This is a genomic window from Bacteroides mediterraneensis, from assembly GCF_016900355.1.
Taxonomy (GTDB): Bacteria; Bacteroidota; Bacteroidia; order Bacteroidales; family Bacteroidaceae; genus Phocaeicola.
The window spans coordinates 118,017-141,999 of record NZ_JACJKA010000003.1 but is presented as its reverse complement, the minus strand read 5'-3'; the positions used below and the strand labels follow the sequence as shown (position 1 = coordinate 141,999).

At 43.8% G+C, this 23,983-nt stretch carries 14 protein-coding genes and 1 pseudogene; 14 read left to right on the top strand and 1 reads right to left on the bottom strand.

Going from position 1 to position 23,983, the window contains the following annotated elements:
• The first annotated feature begins 112 nt into the window (after window positions 1-112).
• The 8 genes from H6A28_RS03430 (at window position 113) to H6A28_RS03395 (ending at window position 12,424) form a co-directional block, all read left to right on the top strand.
• On the top strand, window positions 113-1,000 hold the full coding sequence (locus tag H6A28_RS03430; RefSeq protein WP_204475853.1) for a cytochrome c biogenesis protein ResB: 888 nt from the start codon (window positions 113-115) through the stop codon (window positions 998-1,000).
• A 43-nt stretch (window positions 1,001-1,043) separates the two neighbouring features.
• On the top strand, window positions 1,044-1,826 hold the full coding sequence (locus H6A28_RS03425; protein ID WP_204475854.1) for a cytochrome c biogenesis protein: 783 nt from the start codon (window positions 1,044-1,046) through the stop codon (window positions 1,824-1,826).
• Between the two features lie 49 nt (window positions 1,827-1,875).
• Entirely contained in the window at window positions 1,876-3,264 is a 1,389-nt protein-coding gene (locus tag H6A28_RS03420; protein WP_204478860.1) for a cytochrome-c peroxidase, read from the top strand.
• Between the two features lie 219 nt (window positions 3,265-3,483).
• Entirely contained in the window at window positions 3,484-4,101 is a 618-nt protein-coding gene (locus H6A28_RS03415) for a hypothetical protein (protein ID WP_204478858.1), read from the top strand.
• Window positions 4,095-4,382, top strand: a complete 288-nt coding sequence (locus H6A28_RS03410) for a winged helix-turn-helix domain-containing protein (RefSeq protein WP_204475857.1) — start codon at window positions 4,095-4,097, stop codon at window positions 4,380-4,382. Before H6A28_RS03415 ends, H6A28_RS03410 begins: the two co-directional genes overlap by 7 nt.
• Window positions 4,383-4,901: 519 nt before the next feature.
• Window positions 4,902-7,991 carry a SusC/RagA family TonB-linked outer membrane protein gene (locus tag H6A28_RS03405; protein ID WP_204478856.1) on the top strand — a complete coding sequence of 1,030 codons (3,090 nt, stop codon included), beginning with the start codon at window positions 4,902-4,904 and terminating at the stop codon, window positions 7,989-7,991.
• Window positions 7,992-8,015: 24 nt separating this feature from the next.
• A complete protein-coding gene (locus H6A28_RS03400) occupies window positions 8,016-9,836 on the top strand; it encodes a RagB/SusD family nutrient uptake outer membrane protein (RefSeq protein WP_204478854.1) in 1,821 nt (606 codons plus the stop codon).
• Between the two features lie 86 nt (window positions 9,837-9,922).
• Window positions 9,923-12,424 (top strand): glycosyl hydrolase family 8, encoded by a 2,502-nt coding sequence (locus H6A28_RS03395; protein WP_204478853.1) that lies wholly within the window; start codon window positions 9,923-9,925, stop codon window positions 12,422-12,424.
• A gap of 98 nt (window positions 12,425-12,522) precedes the next feature.
• Here the strand turns inward: H6A28_RS03395 and H6A28_RS03390 are convergent, their stop codons facing one another.
• Complete coding sequence (locus H6A28_RS03390; protein WP_239465248.1) at window positions 12,523-14,160, bottom strand: glycoside hydrolase family 43 protein; 1,638 nt, start codon at window positions 14,158-14,160, stop codon at window positions 12,523-12,525.
• 415 nt (window positions 14,161-14,575) lie between these two features.
• Between H6A28_RS03390 and H6A28_RS03385 the strand changes: the two genes are divergently transcribed.
• The 6 genes and pseudogenes from H6A28_RS03385 (at window position 14,576) to H6A28_RS15340 (ending at window position 23,968) form a co-directional block, all read left to right on the top strand.
• Entirely contained in the window at window positions 14,576-15,445 is an 870-nt protein-coding gene (locus tag H6A28_RS03385; RefSeq protein ID WP_204478851.1) for an alpha/beta hydrolase, read from the top strand.
• 20 nt (window positions 15,446-15,465) lie between these two features.
• Entirely contained in the window at window positions 15,466-17,916 is a 2,451-nt protein-coding gene (locus tag H6A28_RS03380) for a glycoside hydrolase family 95 protein (protein WP_204478849.1), read from the top strand.
• 73 nt (window positions 17,917-17,989) lie between these two features.
• Window positions 17,990-19,558 carry a glycoside hydrolase family 43 protein gene (locus tag H6A28_RS03375; protein ID WP_239465247.1) on the top strand — a complete coding sequence of 523 codons (1,569 nt, stop codon included), beginning with the start codon at window positions 17,990-17,992 and terminating at the stop codon, window positions 19,556-19,558.
• Between the two features lie 34 nt (window positions 19,559-19,592).
• Window positions 19,593-21,983, top strand: a complete 2,391-nt coding sequence (locus H6A28_RS03370) for a glycoside hydrolase family 127 protein (RefSeq protein ID WP_204478922.1) — start codon at window positions 19,593-19,595, stop codon at window positions 21,981-21,983.
• An 18-nt stretch (window positions 21,984-22,001) separates the two neighbouring features.
• A pseudogene (locus H6A28_RS15345) lies at window positions 22,002-22,813 on the top strand (glycoside hydrolase family 97 N-terminal domain-containing protein); the annotation flags it as partial.
• A gap of 138 nt (window positions 22,814-22,951) precedes the next feature.
• The gene (locus H6A28_RS15340) at window positions 22,952-23,968 is read left to right on the top strand and encodes a glycoside hydrolase family 97 catalytic domain-containing protein (RefSeq protein ID WP_345944543.1); all 1,017 of its coding nucleotides are present in this window, start codon (window positions 22,952-22,954) and stop codon (window positions 23,966-23,968) included.
• Window positions 23,969-23,983 lie beyond the last annotated feature (15 nt).

Genomic DNA, 23,983 nt, shown 5'->3' with positions numbered 1-23,983 from the left:
TGGCAAACCTGTTTCCTTGTTTTAAGAGGGAATAGGTTTGTTCTCTTTACAATTTTGTTGTAAAGTTCAATTAAGTTCTTATCTTTGCACCAGTTTCATAAATCATGGATGTATGAACTTAAAGACTAACTTGCTATTCATTTTATTATTATTGCTTTCGGTGGCGGCTCAATGTGTGTTTGGCAATTTCCCGTTTACGTTCTTTTCCTTTCCGCTGGATGTCCTTTTAGCCTTGCTTTGGATAGGAGGGATGTGGTACGCCTATAAAGAAAAGCGTTCTTCCGAAGCTGTCAGACTATGGCTTTCCCCGCAGTGTACCTACTGGACACTCGGGTGGTTTCTGGCCGGTTGTCTGGTTGTGGGACTGTTTCCTCAACTGTCCGCACAGGAAATAGCGGAAAAATCAGGTGTCTTTTCCCGTTTGGGATGCTATCATTTTACTTCTTCCTGGATTTTTGTGACGAGTCTGTTTGTATTGCTTACCCATTTAGGGATGATTACCCTGAGGAGATGCTTCCTTCCGGGGCGGAACCGGTGGCGTTTCGTGCTCAATCATGCGGGATTGTGGCTGGCTCTTTTCGCTGGATTCATTGGCAGTGCCGAAGAACAGACCTTGCGTATTCCCGTATTCCGGACTTCGCCTACCAATGAAGCCTTTACAGAGCAGGGGGCTAAGGTTTATCTGCCTCAAAAATTGCAATTGACAGATTTTACGGTAGAGCATTATCCTAATGGAGCTCCTCGTCATTTCTTTGCCGAGGTCACGATAGATGGGAAACAGGCTCATTTGGAAGTGAATCATCCTTATGCGGCCAATTGGATGGACGATTATTATCTGACTTCCTACGATGTACGGTCACCCGAACCGCAGTATTGTGTGGTTCAAATTGTGCGTGAGCCTTTGAAATATCTTATGTGGCTGGGCATTGTAATGATGTTATGCGGGAGTTGCCTGTTGTTCTTGGCTGGGCCGAACAGGCAACGAAGAGCTTCATACTAAGAATTTCAGATGACTAGACTTAAAAAACTAATGTTTTGCTTAAATGATTACGTGGAATAATTTTGAATGGTTTGCCCTGTCGGCGATTGTTTTGTGGGCAAGTGGCGCGGCATTTGCTTTGTTCTCGAGAGAACGGAGTCGCTGGGCCATTCTGCTGACCTCGTTGGGCATCGCGGTGTTTGCGGTGTTTATTGCCGGATTTTGGATTTCTTTGCAGCGTCCTCCTTTGCGCACCATGGGAGAAACTCGGTTATGGTATTCCTTTTTTATGGGCGTCTCCGGCCTGTTGACGTATATCCGTTGGAAATATCCTTGGATTTTGTGCTTTTCTACGGTGGTGGGGGCGGTCTTTGCCCTTGTCAATATCCTGAAACCGGAGATTCATGACCAGTCGCTCATGCCTGCCTTGCAGAGTCCGTGGTTTATTCCCCATGTCACCATCTATATGTTTTCTTATTCTGTGCTGGGATGCGCCTTTATCCTGTCGTGTATGGGACTTTTCAAGCATCGGTCCAATTATTTGGAAGCTGCCGATAAGCTGGTGTATACCGGACTGGCCTTTCTGACGGTGGGGATGCTTACCGGAGCCATTTGGGCAAAGGCGGCTTGGGGGCATTACTGGAGCTGGGACCCGAAAGAAACCTGGGCGGCAGTGACTTGGACCGGTTACCTGCTGTATGTACACCTGCGTTTGTTCAGAAGTGCTTCTGCCCGTACGCTTTACTGGATACTGATTGTGTCTTTCCTCTCGCTCCAGATGTGCTGGTACGGGGTGAATTACCTTCCGGCGGCCCGGCAAAGTGTGCACTTGTATTCTCGTTCATAGTCTTATTTATAATATATACTGGTTGTTTAATTTTTAAATTCATTCTTTTATGAAAAAAAGTTCGAAGATTATTCTTTCCGTACTGGTGGTAGTCATCGTACTATGCGTAGTGTACCGGTTGGTGAATAGAGCACCTTCAGCCAGCCTAGAAAGTAATGCGCAAATGGAAGAAATCATTGAAAGTAGTGGCTGTATGGCTTGCCATTCAGCCAATCCGAAGTTGCCTTTCTATGCGGGCTTCCCGATAGCAGGCAAACTGGTGAAAGAAGATGTCCGCTTGGGCTATCGTTCTTTTGACATGATTCCGATGGTAGAGGCATTGAAAAAGGGCGAAAAAATCAATGAAGTGGATCTGGCCAAGGTGGAAAAAGTGATTGCCGATGGTACGATGCCGTTGGCCAAGTATTACCTTGTTCACTGGGGTTCTTCGCTGACCGATACGGAGACACAGATGGCACTTGCTTGGGTGAAATCTCAACGTGCGGCTTCCTATCCGAATCTGTTGGCCGATAAGCAGTGGGCGAACGAGGCTGTTCGTCCGGTACAGGATTCCGTGCCGGTGGATATGCGTAAGGTGATATTGGGTAAGATGTTGTTCCATGACGTACGTCTGTCGGCCGATAACACCGTGTCTTGTTCTTCTTGCCACGGATTGAATACCGGTGGTGTGGACAACAAAGCTTTCTCAGAAGGTGTCGGTGGACAGCACGGAGGGGTAAATGCTCCGACAGTTTACAATGCATTGTATAACTTTGTGCAGTTCTGGGACGGACGTGCGGCTACGTTGGCCGACCAGGCAGCCGGACCTCCTTTGAATCCGGTAGAAATGGCTTGCAAGTCGTTCGATGAAATCTGTGATAAGCTGAAAGCAGACGCCGCATTCAGCAAGGCATTTACGGAAGTATATCCTGACGGTATTAACGAGGCCAACATTACGAATGCCATTCAGGAGTTTGAAAGAACCTTGCTGACTCCGAATTCTCGTTTCGACAAGTATCTGAAAGGGGATAAGACAGCCATGAATGCAGAAGAAGTGTCTGGATACGATTTGTTCAAGAAATACAACTGCGCTACTTGCCATGTCGGTGAAAACATGGGTGGACAGTCGTATGAACTGATGGGAATCAAAGCTGACTACTTTGCTGACCGTGGTACGGAACTGACCGTAGAAGATAACGGCCGTTACAAGGAAACCAAGAACGAAAGAGACCGTCACCGCTTTAAAGTGCCCGGTTTGCGTAACATAGCTATGACTGCGCCTTATTTCCATGATGCTACTCAGGCTACACTGGAAGATGCGGTGGTAGCTATGGCTAAGTATGAAGTCGGTGTGAACCTGTCACAGCAGGAAGTGAAACAGATTGTCGCATTCTTGAAGACCTTGACCGGAGAATATGAGGGCAAGTTGTTGACGAATGCGAATGATTCGAAGAAATAAGACTATACCTTTATAATCTACCTGAAGGCCGTTTCAGTCGGGAAGATTGGAGCGGCTTTTTTTATCTATTTTTCTTCTTGATTTATTTGGTTTATAAAATAAACTTATTTATCTTTGTGGTGAAAGCAAAAGAGAAGCGCGCCTCCTTGCTTTTATTTATCAGTTTATGGTTTATAAAATAAACTATATTTAGTTTGAAACCTCTAAAATGAGTGCCTTATGGAAGAAAAGAAATTGTCAGAACGGGAAAGTTTGGAACTGATTTCGCAAATGATTCATTCCACACGGAAAAATTTGGAAGTGGGCAGTGGCAACCAGTTTCTTTACTGGGGCTATTTCACCACCGCCCTTTCGGTCTTGTTGTTCTTGTTGGTGTACTACACGGGGGATGCTCGCTGGAACTTTGGTTGGTTCACTATGTTTTTGTTCTGGGGCTTCATGCTTTGGGAGCAGCGTCGGCAGGTGGCTGAGGTGATTACTTATACTGACCGTGCCATTATGCAGGTTTGGAAAGTGATAGGCAGTCTGTTTGTGCTGACGGTACTTATCATGTGTTTGCTGACTTTTTGTTATGGAAGAGTGGATTTTTCATTGATGTTTCCTCTGTCCCTGCTTTATTGCGGCATTGGGGTTTCCATCACCGGGGTGGTTATCCGCAGCCGCTTGGTGACGTGGTGTCCGCTGGTGGCTTTCTGTTTTGCCATCTATATGCTGATGGCCTATACCATCCACCAGTCTTCTACGGTCGACTGGAATCTGTATTTCGGATTGTCGTTTTTGGTGATGATGGTTTTGCCCGGCCATTATCTGAACCGTAAAGCGCGTCAGGTATGTTGAAGGAATTAAATCCGTTGCTCCATTCCCAGTTGCGGCTGGCGGTGATGTCGATTCTTTTGTCGGTGGAAGAGGCTGAGTTCGTATATCTGAAAGAGCAGACCCAGGCCACAGCCGGCAACCTCAGTGTGCAGCTCGACAAACTGAGTGAGGCCGGTTACATCGAAGTAGAGAAAAGCTTTGTGGGCAAAAAGCCTCGTACCGTTTGCCGGATGACTTCGAAAGGCAGGGAAGCCATGGCGGAATATGTGGAGGCATTGAAAGAATACCTTCCGGGATTTTGAGGATTTTGGAGGACTTTTAGGGACCTGAAATGTCTCGTGAAAAAACGCAAGTACGTTTGGCATCAAATGTACTTGCGTTTTGTTTTAAACGCACTTGCGTTTCAAGTAAAACGTCCTTGCGTTTTGGTTCAAACGTCCTTGTGTTTCAGATGAAACGCAAAGGCGTTTTTTATGGCCTTGAAAAGGCCTTTTTTATGTTTTATAGCCTAAATGTATCATGGCATAAAGAAAATGTTACACGTGTGAGTAGGATGTAACATATAATATGCGTGTTTGTAATATGGTATAATTTCTTTCATTTATTAAGAATTACATTTGTGACATGTTAAATGATTTGTAAATGTGTAATCTTAAATGAAATGCGTATGAACACAACAAGGTATAATGGAGGATGAAGTAATAATAATGGAAGAATTATTACTTGGTAAGTAAGAAAGAAATTTATTAACTTTTAAACATACAACTATAATGAAAAACTCTTTTAATTTACGCCTGACATGGCTATTCATATTGTTTTGTATGATTCCTTTATGGGCTTTGTCCCAAAATATTACCGTAAAAGGAGTCGTTAAAGATGGAACTGGGGAGTCGGTTATTGGAGCGAGTGTGCTTCAGAAAGGTACGACTAATGGTACAATTACAGATTTTGAAGGGGGATTTACATTGAATGTACCTTCTAATTCAGTGATTGTGGTATCTTTTGTAGGATATAAAAGTCAGGAAATTTCGGTTGCTGGCAGAACAGACCTGACTGTTACGTTGAAAGAAGACACGCAATTACTGGATGATGTCGTAGTAGTAGGATATGGTACTCAGAAAAAAGAAGATTTGACTTCAGCAATTGCCACTTTAAGCCCAAAGGAAGTTTTGAAGTCTCCGGGTGGAATTACAGATGCCTTGCAGGGAAGTACGGCAGGTGTGAATGTATCAGGTGGTAAGATTCGTATTCGTGGTACTTCTTCTATTACAGGTAGTACAGACCCGTTGTGGGTAGTAGATGGTATCATTGACGCTTCTGGTAATATTCCGAATGATAATGAAATTGAGTCTATTCAGGTGTTGAAGGATGCAGCTTCGTGTGCTATCTACGGTGTGCGTGGTGCAAATGGTGTAATTGTGGTCACTACGAAAAAGGGAGCTGAAGGAAAACCGAAAGTAAGTTTTAATGCATATGCCGGTTTTGGTTCAAATACAAGTAAGGTAGACATGTTGAATCCTTATGACTATGCCGTTTATGTAAATGAACTTTATTATAATTCCTCCGATGCGAATGCAATTGCCAATGGCACATGGAATAAAACAGTTCCGACAGGTGTGGCAAATCCAAGTAACCCGCTTGGTAGCACAGACTGGTGGGATGAATATTTTAGCAATACAAACTATCAGAAATATGACTTGTCAGTAAGTGGAGGTAGTAAATATGCCAGCTATCGTATTGGTGCCACACATGCAGACAATGATGATAAGATGCATACAGAAGATGTGAAAGTGGATAACATCTATGCCAATGTACAAGGTACTGTGGGTCGTTTTACTTACGGTGGTCGTATCTTTGCCAATTATAGCAGAACAAATGGCTTTACGGGTGCCTCTTTGATGAATACTTTGCAGACTCCTTCCAACCTGCCAGTATATAATGAAGATGGTAGTTTCTTCTTGACTGGTAACAATGGACGTGACGGAAATGACTTGGTCAACCAGATCTGGTTCTTAAGAAATGAAAAGCTTCGCAATCGTTCCATCAGTGCATTGGGAAGTATTTTTGGAGAAATAAAGATTTTTGACTGGTTGAAATACCGTTTGACTTATACCTATTCATTTGCCAGAAACAATGATGCCACTCTCATTCCGGAACATGATCTTGGAACAGCCAATGGAAAACAGGCATATAATTCACAAACTACGACAAAAGGAGGAAGCGGACATGAGATTATTGAAAACTTGTTGACTTTCGATAAGACTTTTAATGATGTACATACTTTGTCTGGAGTTGTCGGCGTGGTTTCAGAAAAATTTGACGGATGGTCTACTGGTATTTCTGGTCGTAGCAATGAATATGCAGATTTCGGTCCGGAAAGTCGTTTCCCAGACAGTCAGAACATCACGAGTTCACAGTATAACGAAGCTTATTTTTCTTATCTGGCCAGAGTGATGTATTCATACAACAGCAAATATATGATTACTGCCAATTTCCGTGCAGATGAATCTTCTAAGTTTAAAAAAGGCAATCGTTGGGGATATTTCCCATCATTCTCTGTTGGTTGGAGAGTAAGCGAAGAATCTTGGATGAAAGAGGCCACTTCCAGTTGGTTGAACAACTTGAAACTTCGTGCCACATTGGGTTGGATTGGTAGTGCCAATGCGGTTGGACGGTATGATTATCAGTCAGTAGTGGTAACCGACAACAGATATTATACCTTTGGTCCTAACCAGATTAATCCTGAGGGAACTACTTCTAACGCACCAGCTCCATTGATTGAAAATTTTGCTAATCCTGATTTGTCATGGGAAACAACCAGAGATGCAGGCGTAGGTTTCGACCTTGATATGTTTAATAATAAATTCAGCTTGGTGTTCGATTATTATAATCGTAAGACAACCGATATGTTGCTTGCCGTACAGTTGCCTAAATCAACAGGTAATATCAATACCATGTATTCTAATGTGGGTAGCATGAAGAACTGGGGTATCGAACTTTCAGCTACTTATCGTGAACAGATTGGGGATGTGAAATTGACTATTTCTCCTAATTTCTCTCTTTATCGGAATGAAGTAACAAGTTTGGGTGATAATGCTTCACTTGCCGGTGGTGCTTGTAGTACAGGTAATGTGACGATGACGGTAGTTGGACAGCCAGTAGCTCAATTCTGGGGATATAAGACAGATGGTTTGTTCCGTACAGATGAAGAGGCCGCTAATTATGTAAATAGCAAGGGAGAACGTCTTCAGCCTTCTGCTGCAGCCGGAGACTTGAAATACGTGGACTTGAATGGTGACGGACAAATTACAGATGACGATAAGACATTTATCGGTTCTTCTTTACCGAATTGCTCTTTTGGTTTGAATATTACGGCAGAATATAAAGGATTTGATTTTTCAATGTTGTGGCAAGGTGACTTTGGAAACCAAATTTATAATAACTGGAAAACAGAGTTGATGGGTGGTTATGCTGCAAAGAATCAGATGGCAGATATGAACAATCGTTTCCGTGCGAAAGATGTGACCTTTACAACTGCAGGTGGTGAAACTATTACATTGCCGGCCAATGTGAATACCGATGTTCCTCGTGCCGTACTGAATGACCCGAATGGTAATCACACAATGGCATCCGACTATTTTATTGAAAATGGTTCTTACTTCCGTTGTAACCGTATTACACTGGGCTATACTTTTGACAAAGCATTGATTTCGAAAGCTCACATTGAATCTTTACGTTTGTATTTAGGTGTAAAGAATCCGTTCACTATTACAGGATATTCCATGTTTGACCCGCAGGTACCTAACAATGGTTCAACTTTGAATCGTGGTGTAGACGGAGCCTATTACTACTCTGGAGATACCTATTGGGCTAACCGTGAATTCTTTGCTGGTTTACAGTTGACATTTTAAATAACAATGAAATATCGGAAAATTATGAAACATCTTAAAACATATATGGGTATTTGTTTAGGCTCATTATTAATGACAATGAGTTCATGTGAGCCTGACATGGATTTTAACAATCCTTCCGCAGAAAACGAAGCTACATATTATAATACAAAAGAGCATTTGACTTATGCGGTAAATGGAGCGTATAACATTCTTCAAAGAGCTGGTGGATGGGCTCGTTGGATGCCGTTCATGCTGAATGCACGTAGTGATGAATATGTGTTTACAAGTGGAGCGGCTGCTGGTGAACCTGAAACAGCGAGATTGTCTCAGTATAACGTGAACGCAGACCTGGGTAGTGTATCAACTTGTTACCAGGACTTGTATGTATTGCAGTATGCGGCTAATTTAGCGCTTGAAAAACTGGAAGCAAATCAGGATGGAGCTTTTGATCTGAACAATGAAGATGACAAGAAGTTATATAACCGGTTAAAAGGAGAAGCCATCTTCCTGCGTGGATTGAGCCGGTTCTATCTGGTGTATTTCTGGGGAGACGAAATTCCTGACCGTGATTATGTGACTACCGGTGAAGGGGATTATATGTTGGCTCCTGCTGAACCAGGTGTTATTTATCAGCGTATGATAAAAGACTTCCAGGATGCCTCAGAGTTGCTTACCGACTGGTCATACGAAGGTACAGAGAATGAAGGTCGTGCCACCAAAGGTTCTGCACTTGCCTTTTTGGCAAAGACATATATGGCTCGTCCGATATTGGATGGAACAGCTAAGGCTGGAGATGCAGAATGGGCCTTGGCCAAAGACGTGTTGTGGCAGATTATTAATTCTGGTAAATATTCATTGGTGGCTAATTATCGTGACAATGCCACAGAAGATAATGAAAACAATTCAGAATCCTTGTTTGAGGTACAATTCTGTCAGAGTGTAGAAACAGACGGTTTTAACCCTGCAGCTAATGGTGACTTAAATGACTGGGTTGTAACCGGACAAAATACAATCCGTGAATTGGAATTGAGTGCTCCTAACTCTACTGAGTCTGGCAGATGGTGGAATGGACAGCCTTCTTTGGCACTGTACAATGAGTTTGAACGTGATGAGAATGACAATATTATTGATCCTCGTGCTTATCTGGGTATGTATATTCCAGGTGGTTGTAATTTCTTTGGTAAGTCTGGTAAATGGATTCCTTATGAGACTTTGTTCTCAGGCGATACCTTTGATGAATGGAGAGGAAAATGGTTTGGATGCCGTAAGTATAGCCTTGATCAGGTGAGAAGCAAGGAACAGAGTGGTATCAATGACCGCCTTATCCGTTATTCAGATATTCTGTTGATGTATGCAGAGTGCTGTCTGGAGGCTGACAACGATGAGGCAACGGCTAAGAAATACATTCAGATGGTGCGTGATCGTGCGAATAACAATACCGAAGCGTTCAATACCACTGAAGCGGATGCAGGTAAAGATTATTTGAAAGGTGGTACATTGCCTACTGTCGATGAATTGTTGCAGCATCAGCCGGTTGTAGGTAGAGTGGAAGGAACAAATGGTAATGTCATTTGTGAAGGCATGAAACTGAATACCGTACGTCGAATTCTGAAACATGAATATTCTGTAGAGCTGTATTGGGAAGGTTGGAGATTCTTCAACTTGATGAGATGGTATAATAATCCGAATGACCCGGATCAGAGTATCATGTTGAATAACTTGAAGAATAAAAATGCCCTTCAAGTTGAACAGACTAACTTGACTGGTACTCAGACGTTTGATTATTCTCGTCATTTACGTGTGCCAATACCTTCCACAGAACTTTCTACCAATACGAATATGCATGGTAATTCTGCGAACTAATTTCATTTTTTGTTGAATATAAGAAGCTGCTCCATGTAGTTTGGGGCAGCTTTTTTTATTTTTTGTTATACCTAATACTGATATTTATGAGGCATTTATATTCCTGTGTACTTGTTTTGTTTGTTTTTAAGTTTGCGGTTTACTCGCAAAATCCAATCATCAATCATTCATTCTCAGCCGATCCGACTGCGCGGGTTTTTGACGGGAAAATCTATTTGTATCCGTCACATGATATAGAAAGTCCGGTAGCCCGTCTTAAAGATTGGTTTTGTATGGAAGACTATCATGTATATTCGTCAGAAGATTTAGTAAACTGGATGGACCATGGGGTGATTCTATCGCAGAATAATGTGCCCTGGGTGGAACGTGATTCTTATTCTATGTGGGCGCCTGATTGTGTTTATAAGGGTGGAAAGTATTATTTTTATTTTCCGGCTAAGGCGAAAAATGCAAAAGGTTTTTCGGTTGGAGTGGCAGTAGCTGATAATCCGTCGGGACCTTTTATGCCTGATTGGAAGCCGATAAGTGGAATTCGAGGTATCGATCCTTGTGTGCTGATTGACAAGGATGGAAGTGCCTATATTTATTGGTCTGGAAATGGATTGCATATGGCAAAACTGAAAGATAATATGCGGGAGCTGGCTTCCGAACCGGTCTCGATAGAAGGTCTTCCAGAGGGCTTTAAGGAAGGACCATTTGTTTTTGAAAGAAATGGCAAGTATTATCTGACTTTCCCGTGGGTAAAGGATAAGACGGAAACTCTGGCCTATGCAATGGGAGATTCACCTATGGGGCCGTTTGATTTCAAAGGAATCATGATGGATGAATCTCCTACGGGATGCTGGACCAATCATCATTCTGTAGTGGAATACAAAGGCCAGTGGTATCTTTTTTATCATCATAACGATTTCTCGCCTGAAGCAGACAAACGCCGTTCGGTCCGGATTGATACTTTGTGCTTTAATGCGGATGGGACCATCCGGAAGGTGAAGCCTACACTGAGAGGAGTAGGCGTGACAAATGCACGTATGAAGATACAGATAGACCGATACAGTGAAGCCAGTAAGAAAGGAGTGGGGATTTCATTTGTGGATGAAAAGAATAAATTTGAAGGATGGAAATGTGAACTGGCAAAAGTGAAATCTTGGGTCCGTTATAATCAGGTGGATTTCGGTACTCAGCCAGTACAGGAAGTGAAGATGCGGGTAAAGTCTCTTCATGGCGGAACGCTGAAAGTGGAGGTCGCAGATAAGGAAGTGGCGCAAATCAAAGTTCCGGCATGTAAGGATTGGTGTATCATAAGGGAATCTGTGCGTGATGTACCAAAGGGAATACAGGACGTACGGCTTATGCTCCAGCAGGGAGGGGCTGTGGAGATTGATTGGTTAGGCTTTGATGCGGTGCCATGGTCTGCCGGAGCTTTTGAGACTCATCAATATCGGAATTTCTTTGCGGAGATGGGATATTCTCAGGCTGAAATCGATGCAAAACTGAATGAGGTTTTCAATGAGGTATTTTATGGGGAAAACAAGGTCTATTTTGAGGTAGGCGACTCTATGGCGTATATTAGTGATGTGAAGAATCATGATGTGCGTACGGAAGGAATGTCCTATGGTATGATGATAGCCGTCCAGTTTGACCGGAAAGACATATTTGACCGTTTGTGGAGGTGGTGTAAAAAATATATGCAGCATCAGGATGGAAGGTTGAAAGGTTATTTTGCATGGAGTTGTCAGACGGATGGAACTCGTAACTCAGAGGGACCGGCATCCGACGGGGAGTTATATTATGTGACATCCTTGATTTTTGCTTCAAACAGATGGGGAAACAGCTCAGGAATCAATTATCTGGCAGAAGCGCAGAATATATTGGATTGTTCCATGCAAAAGACCGGGATGGACGCAGTGACTCCTTTTATCAATGTGGAGCAAAAACTGATTACTTTTACTCCTACAGGTTTTGGAGCGAGATTTACAGACCCGTCTTATCATTTGCCAGCCTTTTATGAGGTATGGGCCAGATGGGCTAATGACGGGAGAGGTCGCTTTTGGAGAGAATGTGCCCAGAAAAGCCGTGAGTATTTGCATAAAAGCATTCATCCGGTAACAGGATTGAATCCTGATTATAATAACTATGACGGCTCTTTGCTTAATTCAGGCGGGATCATTGGGGATGCGTTTCGTTTTGATTCATGGCGTGTGCCTATGAACATTGCCTTGGACTATTCATGGGCATGTGCTGATAAAGAATGGCAGCAGGAATATGGCAATAAAATACAGAACTTTCTGTATAGTCAGGGGCTTTATGATTTTAAAGATCAATATAATGTAGACGGAAGCCCGGTAAAAGAGGTCTTGCAGGCTGGTGAATATAAACAGCTTCGTCATTCTTTAGGACTTGTGGCTACTTCTGCTGCTGTATCATTGGTGTGTACAGATGTAAAATGTTATGAATTTGTAAAGCAACTATGGGAGGCAAAGCATGAGCCTTATGAAGATGGTTACTTGGATAAATATTATGATGGTTTGTTGCGCTTGTTTGCTTTTATGCATTTGAGCGGGCGTTACCAGATAATCTTTCCACAGTAATTGAGCCGTGTTTTGTATTGGATTAAAAAAATCAGCCCACCAACCTTTAGCAGTCAGTGGGCTGATTTTTTTAATTGGAGAAGTAAAATGAATACATATTATAGTGCTTCCGCATCATTGGATGTGGTGGCATATAATCCGATCATGGCACCCGTAAATCCTCCGGCTACGTTGGTCGAGAGAATGTCTCCGGAAACGGTTCCTCCTACGGTTTGATAGTTGTCGTCTTTTACGGAATAGCTGAATGTATAGTTGTCGCCTTCAGCATTTACCCGCAGGTTGACAGGAGTATCCTTTTCAATCTTTTCACTGGCTAGCGTGGAAGAGTTTCCGTTCTCAGTCCGTTGCAGGATGATGTAGTTATCTTCCCCTTTCTTGGTCAGTCCGAATACGTAGTTGAACTTCTCACTTTGGTAGCAGGTGATTCCGGCAAGGTCTTTTTCTGTGCGAGGGACATATTTCAGGGTCGTGGTGACGGTGAAATTGATGTGCTGCTGACGATAGAAAAGAGTGGAAGTAGGAGCCACAGCCTTGATATTGGTTTCGTAAGGTGTTATTTTCAGTCCGTCTTCTGTGGTAGAGATGAATCCTTCTTTAGCTCCTCTGACTCCTACCCAGCGGTAATCTAGCGGGCTTTGCGTAAAGGTTTCTGTATAAGTGAAGTTTCCGTTGGGGAAGTAACCGTTCTTTCCTGTTTCATTCTTCACGCCTTGTGGCATGGTCAGTTTGGGCTGGATAGGTTCCAGGCCGCCTTTAAATACGGGGAAAGTACCACTCCAGTCAACAGGCAGCATGAAGGTCTCTCGTCCGGTATTTACTCGGTTGGCTTCATTGGGACGGATTGCCAAGAAAACACCGTAATATTGTCCGTCAGGGCCTTCTACCAAATCGGCATGACCGGCCCAGTCTACTTTGAACGGGCGTTCTGCCGGAAGATGTCTTTGTGAAAGAATCGGATTTTCCGGTGCAGGTTTGAACGGACCTTTCGGACTGTCGCCGATGAAAATGACTTCACTGTGCCAGCCGCCTGTACCTCCTTCTGCACACATGAGGTAGTATTTTCCTTCTTTTTTATAGAGATGAGGAGCTTCTATCCAGATGGGTTTCTTTGACAAATCTACTCCTCCATTGACTACAACTTTATCTGTTCCAGGAATAATTTGGTCTTTTTCCAGGTCATACTCCCACACTTTAATGACTCTGTGTCCTTCGTATAACGGCTTTTCAGGAGCATCGTTGTGGGTGACATAGGCTTTTCCATTGTCATCGAAGAAAATATCCGGATCGATACCTTCGAAATTCAGTTTGATTGGGTCACTCCATCCTTTCATAGGGTCTTTGGTTTTTACCACCATATTTCCCATTCCTCCCGAGAACTGGGTGGTAATCATATAGAAGGTATCATTGTACGGATTGTATCGTATGGTTGGTGCATATATGCCGGCACTGATACCGGAATCTTCCACTTTGAGCTGTGAGGGACGATCGAGCACATGACCTATCTGTTTCCAGTTTACCAAGTCGGTAGAGTGGAAAATGGGTACTCCTGGGTTAATGGCAAAAGAAGAGCATACCAAGTAGTAGTCAGTACCTTTTTTACAGATACTGGGGTCAGGGTAGCAGCCCTGCAGTATCGGATTGTAGAACTCGCCTTCATTGAGCGGATTTTTTTCGTATACCGCATCTTTTCCTGTATAGGTGAACTGACCGAAAACCGGTACTCCTGGCTCAGGCATGGTTACCTTGTTGCTACAGGAGGCAGCCAAGAGACTTAATGTTCCTAATGTAAGTAGTTTAAATTGATTTTTCATGATAATAACATTGTAAAAATTGAATGATTGTGTAGTTAAATGAAGTGTAATCTTTCTGAATACAAATGTATGCTTTTTGCAGGGGAAGGGTGTGACGGTATGTTGCAGATTTCTTATTGTATGTTACGATGTGGTATTTTTTGTGTAATTTGAATGTGATTCCTATAAAATATTGTCATTCAATGGTGTATCGAAAAAAATGTAATGTGAGCATAGGTAAAATGTACGCTTTGTAAATACAATATGTAGGGTGTGTAACATAGACAAAAGGACTGGTAACGTAAATTCTTGTAATTTATCTATATGTGAGTTATTTTTGTGTAGATTAAATTTTATGTCTATGGATAAACATTCTTTTATTGTTTTTTTATTGGCTGTAGCCTTGATTCCTGTCTCTTTGTTTTCGCGTAGCAGGGTAGTAAATGATACGATTTTCAGTAAAAAGTTGAATACAGAAAGGGTATGCTCTATTTATCTTCCTCCTTCTTATGGGGAAATACCTGGTAAGAAATATCCGGTACTTTATCTGTTTCATGGTATGTCGCAAACCAATCAGGATTGGGTATGGCGCGGACATGTGCAGGAAGTGGCCGACCGTTTAATTTATGCACAGGAGGCCAGTGAGATGATTATTGTTATGCCCAATGCGGGAGGGGATATCTACAAAGAAATATGGAATGGTTTTTTCAACATGCCGGGATGGCTTTATGAGGATTTCTTTTTTGAAGAATTCTTGCCTTATGTGGAAAGTAAATACAATATCATCGGAAATAAGGAAAATCGTGCGGTAGCCGGGTTGTCTATGGGAGGCGGCGGGGCCACTGGTTATGGTTTGTGGCATGCAGATAAGTTTGCCTCTGTCTATGCCATGAGTGCACTGATGTCTATTCCGGAAGAAGGAGCAGCTCGCTTTGAGAATCCCGACAGCAAGCTGGCCATTTTGACACGGGCTGTGATAGACCGCAGCTGCATCAAGCGTGTGTCTGAAGCGGATGCAAATACAATTCAGGCATTGAAGTCGGTGAGATGGTTTGTAGATTGTGGAGATGATGATTTCCTGCTCGACCGGAACATAGAGTTCTTTCAGGCGATGCGCAAGGCGGGCATTTCCTGTCAGTTCAGGGTAAGAGACGGTGGACATGATTGGGAATATTGGCATTCTGCTTTGTATATGTGTCTGCCGTTTGTGTCAAGAACTTTCGATAAATAACGGGTTAAGAATAGGCATCTATGAGAAAAGTTCTATGCGTATGTGTGCTTCTGATAGCTTCTGTCGTTGGGTTAATGGCGGCTGAGGCAGAGAATCTGAAATTGTGGTATTCGGCTCCGGCACGTAACTGGTGGGAAGCATTGCCTGTAGGTAATTCTCATATCGGAGGAATGGTGTTTGGAGGAGTTGCACATGAGGAAATCCAATTGAATGAAGAAACCTTCTGGGCCGGTGGACCGTATAGTAATAACCGGGAAGGGGCATCAGCCTATCTGAATGAGGTGAGAAGACTGATTTTTGAAGGGAAAAACTTAGAGGCCAGAAGTCTGCTGGATGCAAAGTTCATGACTTCCCAACATGGCATGCGTTACCTGACCTTGGGTAGTTTGCGGATGGATTTTGATTGCGAAGGAGAGGTAGATTCTTATTCTCGTGACTTGAATTTAGAGGATGCGACAGCTTCTGTACGTTTCCGTTGTGGGGGAGTGGAATATACCCGTCGGGTGTTTACTTCCTTTGCCGACAATGTCATGGTGATTGAACTGGCTGCGGGTGAGGGTACCCAAAAATTGGGAGTTGGCTTGAAATATGCTTGTCCGTTGGCTTCAGAGGTGAAAAGTGAAGGGGAATACCTTGTTATGTACTGTAATGGTGCAGAGCATGAAGGTATTCCAGCCGCACTTCATGCAGTAGTGATGATGCGGGTAAAGTCGGATGGAAAGGTGGAATGCAAGGATGGACATCTTTCGGTAAAGGATGCATCGTCGGCTACCATCTTTCTGAGTGCGGCAACCAATTTTGTCAATTATCGGGATGTGTCGGGAGATGCCTACGCCAAAGCGCGTCGTGCCATCGAAGGTGCTTGGGCCAAACCGGATAAAGTATTGTATAAGGAACATAAGGAAGCCTATTCCAAGCAGTTTGGAAGGGTATGCCTGAGTTTGCCTTCTTCAGAATTTTCGAAGAGGGAAACAGATATACGTATCAATAATTTCAATAAGGTAGAAGATTGTTCGCTGGCTGCATTGATGTTTCAGTATGGGCGTTATCTGTTGATATCGTCCTCGCAGCCAGGTAGTCAGCCGGCGAATCTACAGGGTATATGGAACAAGGATTTATATGCACCTTGGGACAGCAAGTACACCATCAACATCAATGCGGAGATGAACTACTGGCCGGCAGAAGTGACAAACCTGACGGAAACGCATCGTCCGTTCTTCGAGATGGCACGTGATCTTTCTGTAACAGGTAAGGAAACGGCTCGTGTGTTGTATGGGGCCAAGGGATGGGTGGCTCACCATAATGCGGATCTTTGGCGGGCGGCCGGACCGGTGGATTTTGCAGATGCAGGCATGTGGCCCAATGGAGGAGCATGGGTGGCACAGCATCTTTGGCAGCATTATCTGTATTCCGGTGACAAGGATTTTCTTCGGGAGTATTATCCGGTGTTGAAAGGTACGGCCGATTTTCTTTTGTCGTTCATGACCAGGCATCCCCGTTATGGCTGGATGGTGACGGCTCCTTCCGTTTCTCCAGAACATGGACCGAACGGGGTATCCATCGTGGCTGGATGTACGATGGACAACCAGATTGCGTTTGATGCATTAAGCAATACGCTGCGTGCGGCACAGATATTGGGAGAAAGCAAGTCTTATTGTGACTCTCTTCAGCACTTGATAAGCCAGTTACCTCCGATGCAGATCGGACAGTACAATCAGTTGCAGGAGTGGCTGGAGGATGTGGATGATCCGAAAGACCAGCATCGGCATATCTCTCATCTGTATGGTTTGTATCCAAGCAATCAGGTATCTCCTTATCGGAGTCCGGAATTGTTTCAGGCTGCAAAGAATACTTTGATACAGAGAGGCGATATGGCAACCGGATGGAGTATTGGCTGGAAAATCAATTTTTGGGCACGTATGCAGGATGGCAATCATGCGTATCGCATCATCCGGAATATGCTTTCTTTGTTACCCTGTGACAGTCTGGCCGGTCAATATCCTTTAGGACGTACATATCCGAATATGCTGGATGCGCATCCACCTTTTCAGATAGACGGGAACTTCGGTTTTACGGCTGGAGTGGCTGAGATGCTGTTGCAGAGTCATGATGGGGCTGTACATCTGTTGCCTGCCATACCTGATGAATGGCAGGAAGGAAGTGTAAAAGGTCTGGTGGCCCGTGGAGGCTTCGTGGTGGATATGGACTGGAAGAATATGAATCTCACTCAGGCGGTAGTCTATTCCCGGATAGGAGGAGTAATACGTTTACGGTCTTATGTTCCTCTGAAAGGAAAAGGTTTGAAGGAAGCTTCGGGTGATTGTCCGAATGACTTGTTGAGGCAGGCAGAAATAGCTGCACCGTTGATTTCAAAGAAATTGACGCATCCGGAACAACCTGAATTGAAGAAAGTATATGAATACGATTTGAAAACCATGCCGGGAAAGCGGTATGTAGTTTACGCAAAATAAATATAGGCGAATCATTTATAATAACTTTATAATCATGAAAAAACACTTTTTGTTAGCTTATCTGTTAATGGCTATGGGAGGCATGTGGTCCGGTCCGGTCAATGCCCAGTGTGGAGATAATGGAGATGGAACTTTTTCTAATCCGGTATTTTGGGCAGATGTGCCCGATCCGGATGTCATACGTGTGGGCGACGACTTCTACATGGTGAGTACAACTATGCATCTGGTTCCTGGAGCACCCATCATGCACTCTAAAGATTTGGTGAACTGGAAAATTGTCAGCTATCTGTATGACCGGTTGGATGAAAAACCTGCTTATGATTTGAAGGATGGAACGGTATATGGTCGTGGGCAGTGGGCTACTTCCTTACGCTATCATAACGGAATGTATTATGCCTATTTTTCTCCGAATGATACTCCTTACAAAGGATATGTATATACTACTTCCGATCCGAAAAAAAGATGGAAACTCTTGTCATGTATTCCTCATTTCCATGATGCTTCTTTGTTCTTTGACGACGACGGAAAGGCCTATATTTTTTATGGAACCGGACAATTGCGTGAGCTGAAGCCGGATTTGAGCGGTGTCATGCCGGGTGGGGTCGATATGAAGATATTCGAAAGAGATAAAGAGGAAAATGCCTTGCTGGAAGGTAGCAGGGTGATTAAACACGATGGAAAGTATTATTTGCTGATGATTTCATGGCCTCAGGGAGGTAACCGCCGGCAAGTATGCTATCGGGCGGATAAGATAACCGGACCTTATGAGAAAAAAGTGATATTGGAAGATGCATTTGCCGGATTCCCATATGTGGCACAAGGTACGATTGTGGATGACGGAAAAGGAAATTGGTATGGGGTCATTTTCCAGGACCGTAATGGAGTGGGGCGCGTATTGACCGTGATGCCTTGCCGCTGGGTGGACGGTTGGCCGATGCTGGGTGACGAAAATGGACATGTGCCGGCTACGATGACCAAACCAGTACAGGGATATGCTGCCGAAGAGCTGGTAGTCAGTGATGATTTTAGTGGAGATAAATTAAAGTTGAACTGGCAGTGGAATCACAATCCGATGAATGACTGCTGGTCATTGACTGAACGCAAGGGATATTTGCGGTTGAAAACCGGACGGGTGGTTGATAATTTGTTTTTGGCTCCCAATACGTTGACACAGCGCATGGAAGGACCGAAATGTTCTGGAGCGGTTTGTATGGATCTTTCAGGCATGAAGGAAGGAGATGTAGCCGGGCTGAGTGCCTTTAATGGAGATGCGGGCATCTTGGCCGTGACTTGTGAAGGAAACCGGAAGTATCTGACCATGAAAACGGAAAGTGTTCAACTGGATGAAACGAGCAAGGCAGTGACAAGTATTGATCGGAAGGAGATGCAGAAAGTGGAGTTGACATCGGATGTGATATATCTTCGTCTGGATGGAGATTTCCGGTTGAATAAAGACATGGCTTGTTTTTATTATAGTTACGATAATAAGGACTGGAAGAAAATCGGTACTGACTTTAAAATGATTTTTGACTATCGTCGTTTCTTTATGGGAACCAAATTTGCCTTGTTTAATTATGCCACGAAGAGTTTGGGAGGTTTTGTAGATGTAGACTTCTTCGATTATAAGCACATAAAGAAATGATAGTAGACTTTAAACTTAAATAAAGACTTGGATGATGAAACTGAATTTGATTGCAGGATGTGTAGGTCTGATGATGCTGAATGGCATCGTTCAAGATATTCAGGCTCAAGATAGACTATACAAGAATACTTTCCCGTTAGGAGATGTGGAATTACTCGACGGACCGTTTAAGCATGCCCAGGAATTAAACCTCAAGGTTTTGATGGAATATGATGTAGACCGCCTCCTGGCTCCTTTCTTGAAAGAAGCCGGGCTGCCCGTAAAAGCAGAACCATTTCCTAACTGGGCTGGTCTGGACGGACATGTAGGAGGGCATTATTTGTCGGCCATGGCAATGAATTATGCAGCGACTGGCAACGAAGAGTGCAAAAAGCGGATGGAGTACATGCTGAGTGAGTTGAAGCGTTGTCAGGACAGTAATGGAGACGGCTATATCGGGGGTGTTCCTAATGGAAAAGTGTTGTGGACGGATATTAAGAACGGAAAAGTAGAGTCTATCTGGAAATATTGGGCCCCATGGTATAACGTACATAAGATCTTTGCCGGATTGAGAGATGCTTGGATGTATACGGGAAATCAAGAAGCATTGGATATGTTCTTGAAACTGTGTGACTGGGGAATTTCCGTTACGGAAGGACTTTCAGACGATCAGATGGAACAGATGTTGGGCAATGAGTTTGGAGGGATGGATGAAATCTTTGCCGATGCCTACCAGATTACGGGAAATAAGAAATATTTGACTACGGCTAAGCGTTTCTCTCATCACTGGTTGTTCGACAGCATGGCAGCGCACAAGGATAATCTGGACAATATACATGCAAATACACAAATTCCGAAAGTCATCGGATATCAGCGTATTGCAGAAGTATGTGGAGATCATCAATACCTGGATGCGGCAGATTTCTTCTGGGACATTGTGGCCTGCAAGCGTTCGCTGGCGTTGGGTGGCAACAGTCGTCGGGAGTATTTTTCGGCCATGGACGATTTCAGAAGTCATGTAGAAGTGCGGGAAGGTCCGGAATCTTGTAATACCTATAACATGTTGAAACTGACGGAGGGTTTGTTCCGGATGACAGGAAAGGCGGCCTATGCTGATTTTTATGAGAGAGCACTATACAATCATATTTTGTCTACCCAGCATCCGGAACATGGGGGTTATGTGTACTTTACTTCGGCTCGTCCGGCACATTACCGGGTGTATTCAAAGCCCAACAGTGCCATGTGGTGTTGTGTAGGAACCGGAATGGAGAATCATGGTAAGTATGGGGAGTTTATCTATACGCATGCTTCTGATTCGTTGTTTGTCAATCTTTTCATTCCTTCACGGCTGAACTGGGAGCAGGAGAAGGTTACTATTACGCAGGAAACCCAATTCCCTGATGCGGAAACTTCTCAATTTACAGTGGGATTGAAGGGCGGAAAGTCTCGTCATTTCAAGTTGTTGGTAAGACGTCCGGCATGGGTGACAGAAGGATATGAAGTGAAATGCAATGGAAAGGTAGTGGAAGCCTCGAAGAAGGCAGACGGTTCTTCTTATATCTGCATCGACCGTAAATGGAAGGATGGGGATAAGGTGGAAGTGTCTTTACCTATGAAAATGCGTTTGGAAACGCTTCAAGGAGAGAATGATTTTGTGGCCATCATGCGTGGTCCTATTTTGATGGGAGCCTCAGTGGGTACTGATAATCTGGATGGATTGATTGCAGACGACGGCCGTTGGGGACACATCGCATCCGGAAAACTGGTGCCGCTGAGCGAGACTCCGGTTTTGATTGGAAGTAAAGAAGAGGTGACCGATTATCTGAATGGGCTGAAACCCATGGAAGGTCAGACTTTACGTTATAAGTTGTCGGGCATATTCAATGATTCGAAGTTTGATGGTTTGGTGTTGGAACCATTCTCCCGCATCCATGACTGCCGATACATGATGTACTGGCTATGCATGACTGCAGATGGATATGCGGCATATACGAAACGTACCCAAGAAGAGGAAAAACGGTTGATGGCTCTGGATGCCCGTACGGTAGATGCGGTAAGTGTCGCTGAGCAGCAGCCTGAAGTGGATCATAAGATGGCGAAGGAAAATTCTGAGACCGGATTGCTGAAAGGTAAGAAGTGGAGAGATGCCCGCGATGGAGGGTATTTTAAATACACACTTTCTACTAACGGCAAACAGCCTCTTTCACTCATGGCTACTTATTGGGGCAACGAACAAGGTAACCGGAAATTTGAAATTGTGGTCGATGGTACAGTGATTGCGACTGAGAATATCGTGGGCAAATGGAACAAGGAAGAGTTTGTGGATGTGGAATACAAATTGCCCGAATCTCTGGTAAAAGGAAAGAGTCAGATTGAAGTCATGTTTAAGAGTGAGAAAAACAGTGTGGCAGGTCGTATCTTCATGCTTCGTCTGCTAACGGAATAATATATGCTATAAAAACGAATGTCTATGATAAAACGTGTATTGTTATCATCCTTTGCGGCAATAATTTGTTTCACAGGACTATATGCGAGTGAAAAGGATGTGTTAAGTCCTGATGGACGTGTGAAGGTGGTTGTATCGGATGAAGGTGGAATGCCTTCTTACCAGGTCCTCTATGATGGAGTCGTTTTTATTAAGAAGTCTCCCTTGGGGCTTAAGACAAATATAGGTGATTTTACCTCTTCTTTGACGTTGGGAAGTGACATAGCAGAACTTCCTATATGGAAAAATTATCGCTTGCCGAATATCAAGAAAAGTAAAGTTGACTATTCTGCTGAATCGGCTGTCATTCCATTTACCAAAGAAGGACAGAAGGTTTTTGATGTGGAATTTCGAGTAAGTAACAATGACGTGGCTTTCAGATATACTGTGTATCCTAAGAAGGATATCTTGTGTTGTGTCGTGCAGCAGGAAGCTACGGGTTTTGTGTTGCCGGAAGGAACTACTACATTCTTATGCCCGCAGAGTACTCCGATGGGAGGTTTTGCGCGAACTTCTCCCAGTTATGAGACACCGTATACAGTAGCAATACGATGGGAAAAAATGGTTGGGGAGAAGGATACACATTTCCTTGTCTATTTAAAAATTCTGACAAAGGTTGGGTGTTAATATCCGAAACCGGAGTGAGCAGCTATTATTGTGGCAGTCGCCTGATAGGGCACGAGAACGGACTTTATACCATTGGTTTCCCGCAGGAAGGTGAATTTAACGGCAATGGTACGACTTCTCCAGGAATCGCTCTTCCAGGCAAGACTCCTTGGCGTACTATTACGTTGGGTTCTACTTTGGCTCCAATTGTAGAAACAACCGTACCGTTTGATGTGGTAGAACCGTTGTATGAACCGTCGAAAGACTATGCGGCTGAATATGGTTGCGGTACCTGGAGCTGGATTATTGCGGGCGATGCCAGTATGAATATGGACGACCAGAAGCGTTACGTAGATTTCTGTGCAGCGATGGGTTACCGTACGGTACTGGTCGATGCGCTGTGGGATACACAGGTGGGCTATGACAAAATAGAAGAGTTGGCAGCTTATGCCAAACAGAAGAATGTAGGCTTGTATTTGTGGTACAATTCCAACGGATATTGGAATGATGCGCCCCAAGGTCCTCGTGGAAAGATGAACAACATCATCACCCGTCGGAAAGAGATGAAGTGGATGCAGCGTATCGGTATTAAAGGAATCAAAGTTGACTTTGTGGGTAGTGATAAGCAGGTCACCATGCAGCTTTACGAAGATATTCTGGCCGATGCTAATGATTATGGACTCTTGGTGATTTTCCATGGATGTACTATTCCGCGTGGGTGGGAGCGTATGTATCCCAATTATGCGGCCAGTGAAGCCGTATTGGCCAGTGAGAACATGAATTTCTCTCAGGGAAGCTGCGATGCGGAAGCATTCAATGCATGTATCCATCCGTTTGTGCGCAACACGATTGGAAGCATGGACTTTGGAGGAAGTACACTGAACAAGTATTATAATGCGAAAAATGAGCCGGGTGGACGGATGAGAGTGACCTCCGATGTATTTGCGCTGGCTACGGCAGTATTGTTTCAGAGTCCGGTACAGCACTTTGCATTGGCACCGAATAACCTGACGGATGCGCCGGCTTGGGCCATTGATTTCATGAAGAAAGTACCTACCACATGGGATGAAGTGAAATTTATAGATGGCTATCCAGGAAAGTATATTGTGATGGCACGTAAACATGCCGGTAAATGGTATGTAGCCGGTATCAATGCACAGGATAAAACCATTAAGTTGAAAATCGATGTGTCTACCTTGTTTGCGGCAGGAGAGGTTGTCAATTTGTATGAAGATAATGATAAACTGGCGGGCTCAGTCAAGGAGCAGGTTATCAGCAAGAAACAGATTGTCAATCTTTCTATTCCTAAGAATAGAGGAGTGGTGATTACTCGGAAATAATAGTGTAGAAAAGGT

Excerpts from the sequence above, each read along its gene's own strand:
- H6A28_RS03385 (WP_204478851.1), top strand. The coding sequence starts at position 14,576 with ATGGATAAACATTCTTTTATTGTTTTTTTATTGGCTGTAGCCTTGATT.
- H6A28_RS03430 (WP_204475853.1), top strand. The coding sequence starts at position 113 with ATGAACTTAAAGACTAACTTGCTATTCATTTTATTATTATTGCTTTCG.
- H6A28_RS03420 (WP_204478860.1), top strand. The coding sequence starts at position 1,876 with ATGAAAAAAAGTTCGAAGATTATTCTTTCCGTACTGGTGGTAGTCATC.
- H6A28_RS03400 (WP_204478854.1), top strand. The coding sequence starts at position 8,016 with ATGAAACATCTTAAAACATATATGGGTATTTGTTTAGGCTCATTATTA.
- H6A28_RS03415 (WP_204478858.1), top strand. The coding sequence starts at position 3,484 with ATGGAAGAAAAGAAATTGTCAGAACGGGAAAGTTTGGAACTGATTTCG.
- H6A28_RS03370 (WP_204478922.1), top strand. The coding sequence starts at position 19,593 with ATGAAACTGAATTTGATTGCAGGATGTGTAGGTCTGATGATGCTGAAT.
- H6A28_RS15340 (WP_345944543.1), top strand. The coding sequence starts at position 22,952 with ATGAATATGGACGACCAGAAGCGTTACGTAGATTTCTGTGCAGCGATG.
- H6A28_RS03395 (WP_204478853.1), top strand. The coding sequence starts at position 9,923 with ATGAGGCATTTATATTCCTGTGTACTTGTTTTGTTTGTTTTTAAGTTT.
- H6A28_RS03380 (WP_204478849.1), top strand. The coding sequence starts at position 15,466 with ATGAGAAAAGTTCTATGCGTATGTGTGCTTCTGATAGCTTCTGTCGTT.
- H6A28_RS03390 (WP_239465248.1), bottom strand. The coding sequence starts at position 14,160 with ATGCCTGAGCCAGGAGTACCGGTTTTCGGTCAGTTCACCTATACAGGA.
- H6A28_RS03410 (WP_204475857.1), top strand. The coding sequence starts at position 4,095 with ATGTTGAAGGAATTAAATCCGTTGCTCCATTCCCAGTTGCGGCTGGCG.
- H6A28_RS03405 (WP_204478856.1), top strand. The coding sequence starts at position 4,902 with ATGATTCCTTTATGGGCTTTGTCCCAAAATATTACCGTAAAAGGAGTC.
- H6A28_RS03375 (WP_239465247.1), top strand. The coding sequence starts at position 17,990 with ATGGGAGGCATGTGGTCCGGTCCGGTCAATGCCCAGTGTGGAGATAAT.
- H6A28_RS03425 (WP_204475854.1), top strand. The coding sequence starts at position 1,044 with ATGATTACGTGGAATAATTTTGAATGGTTTGCCCTGTCGGCGATTGTT.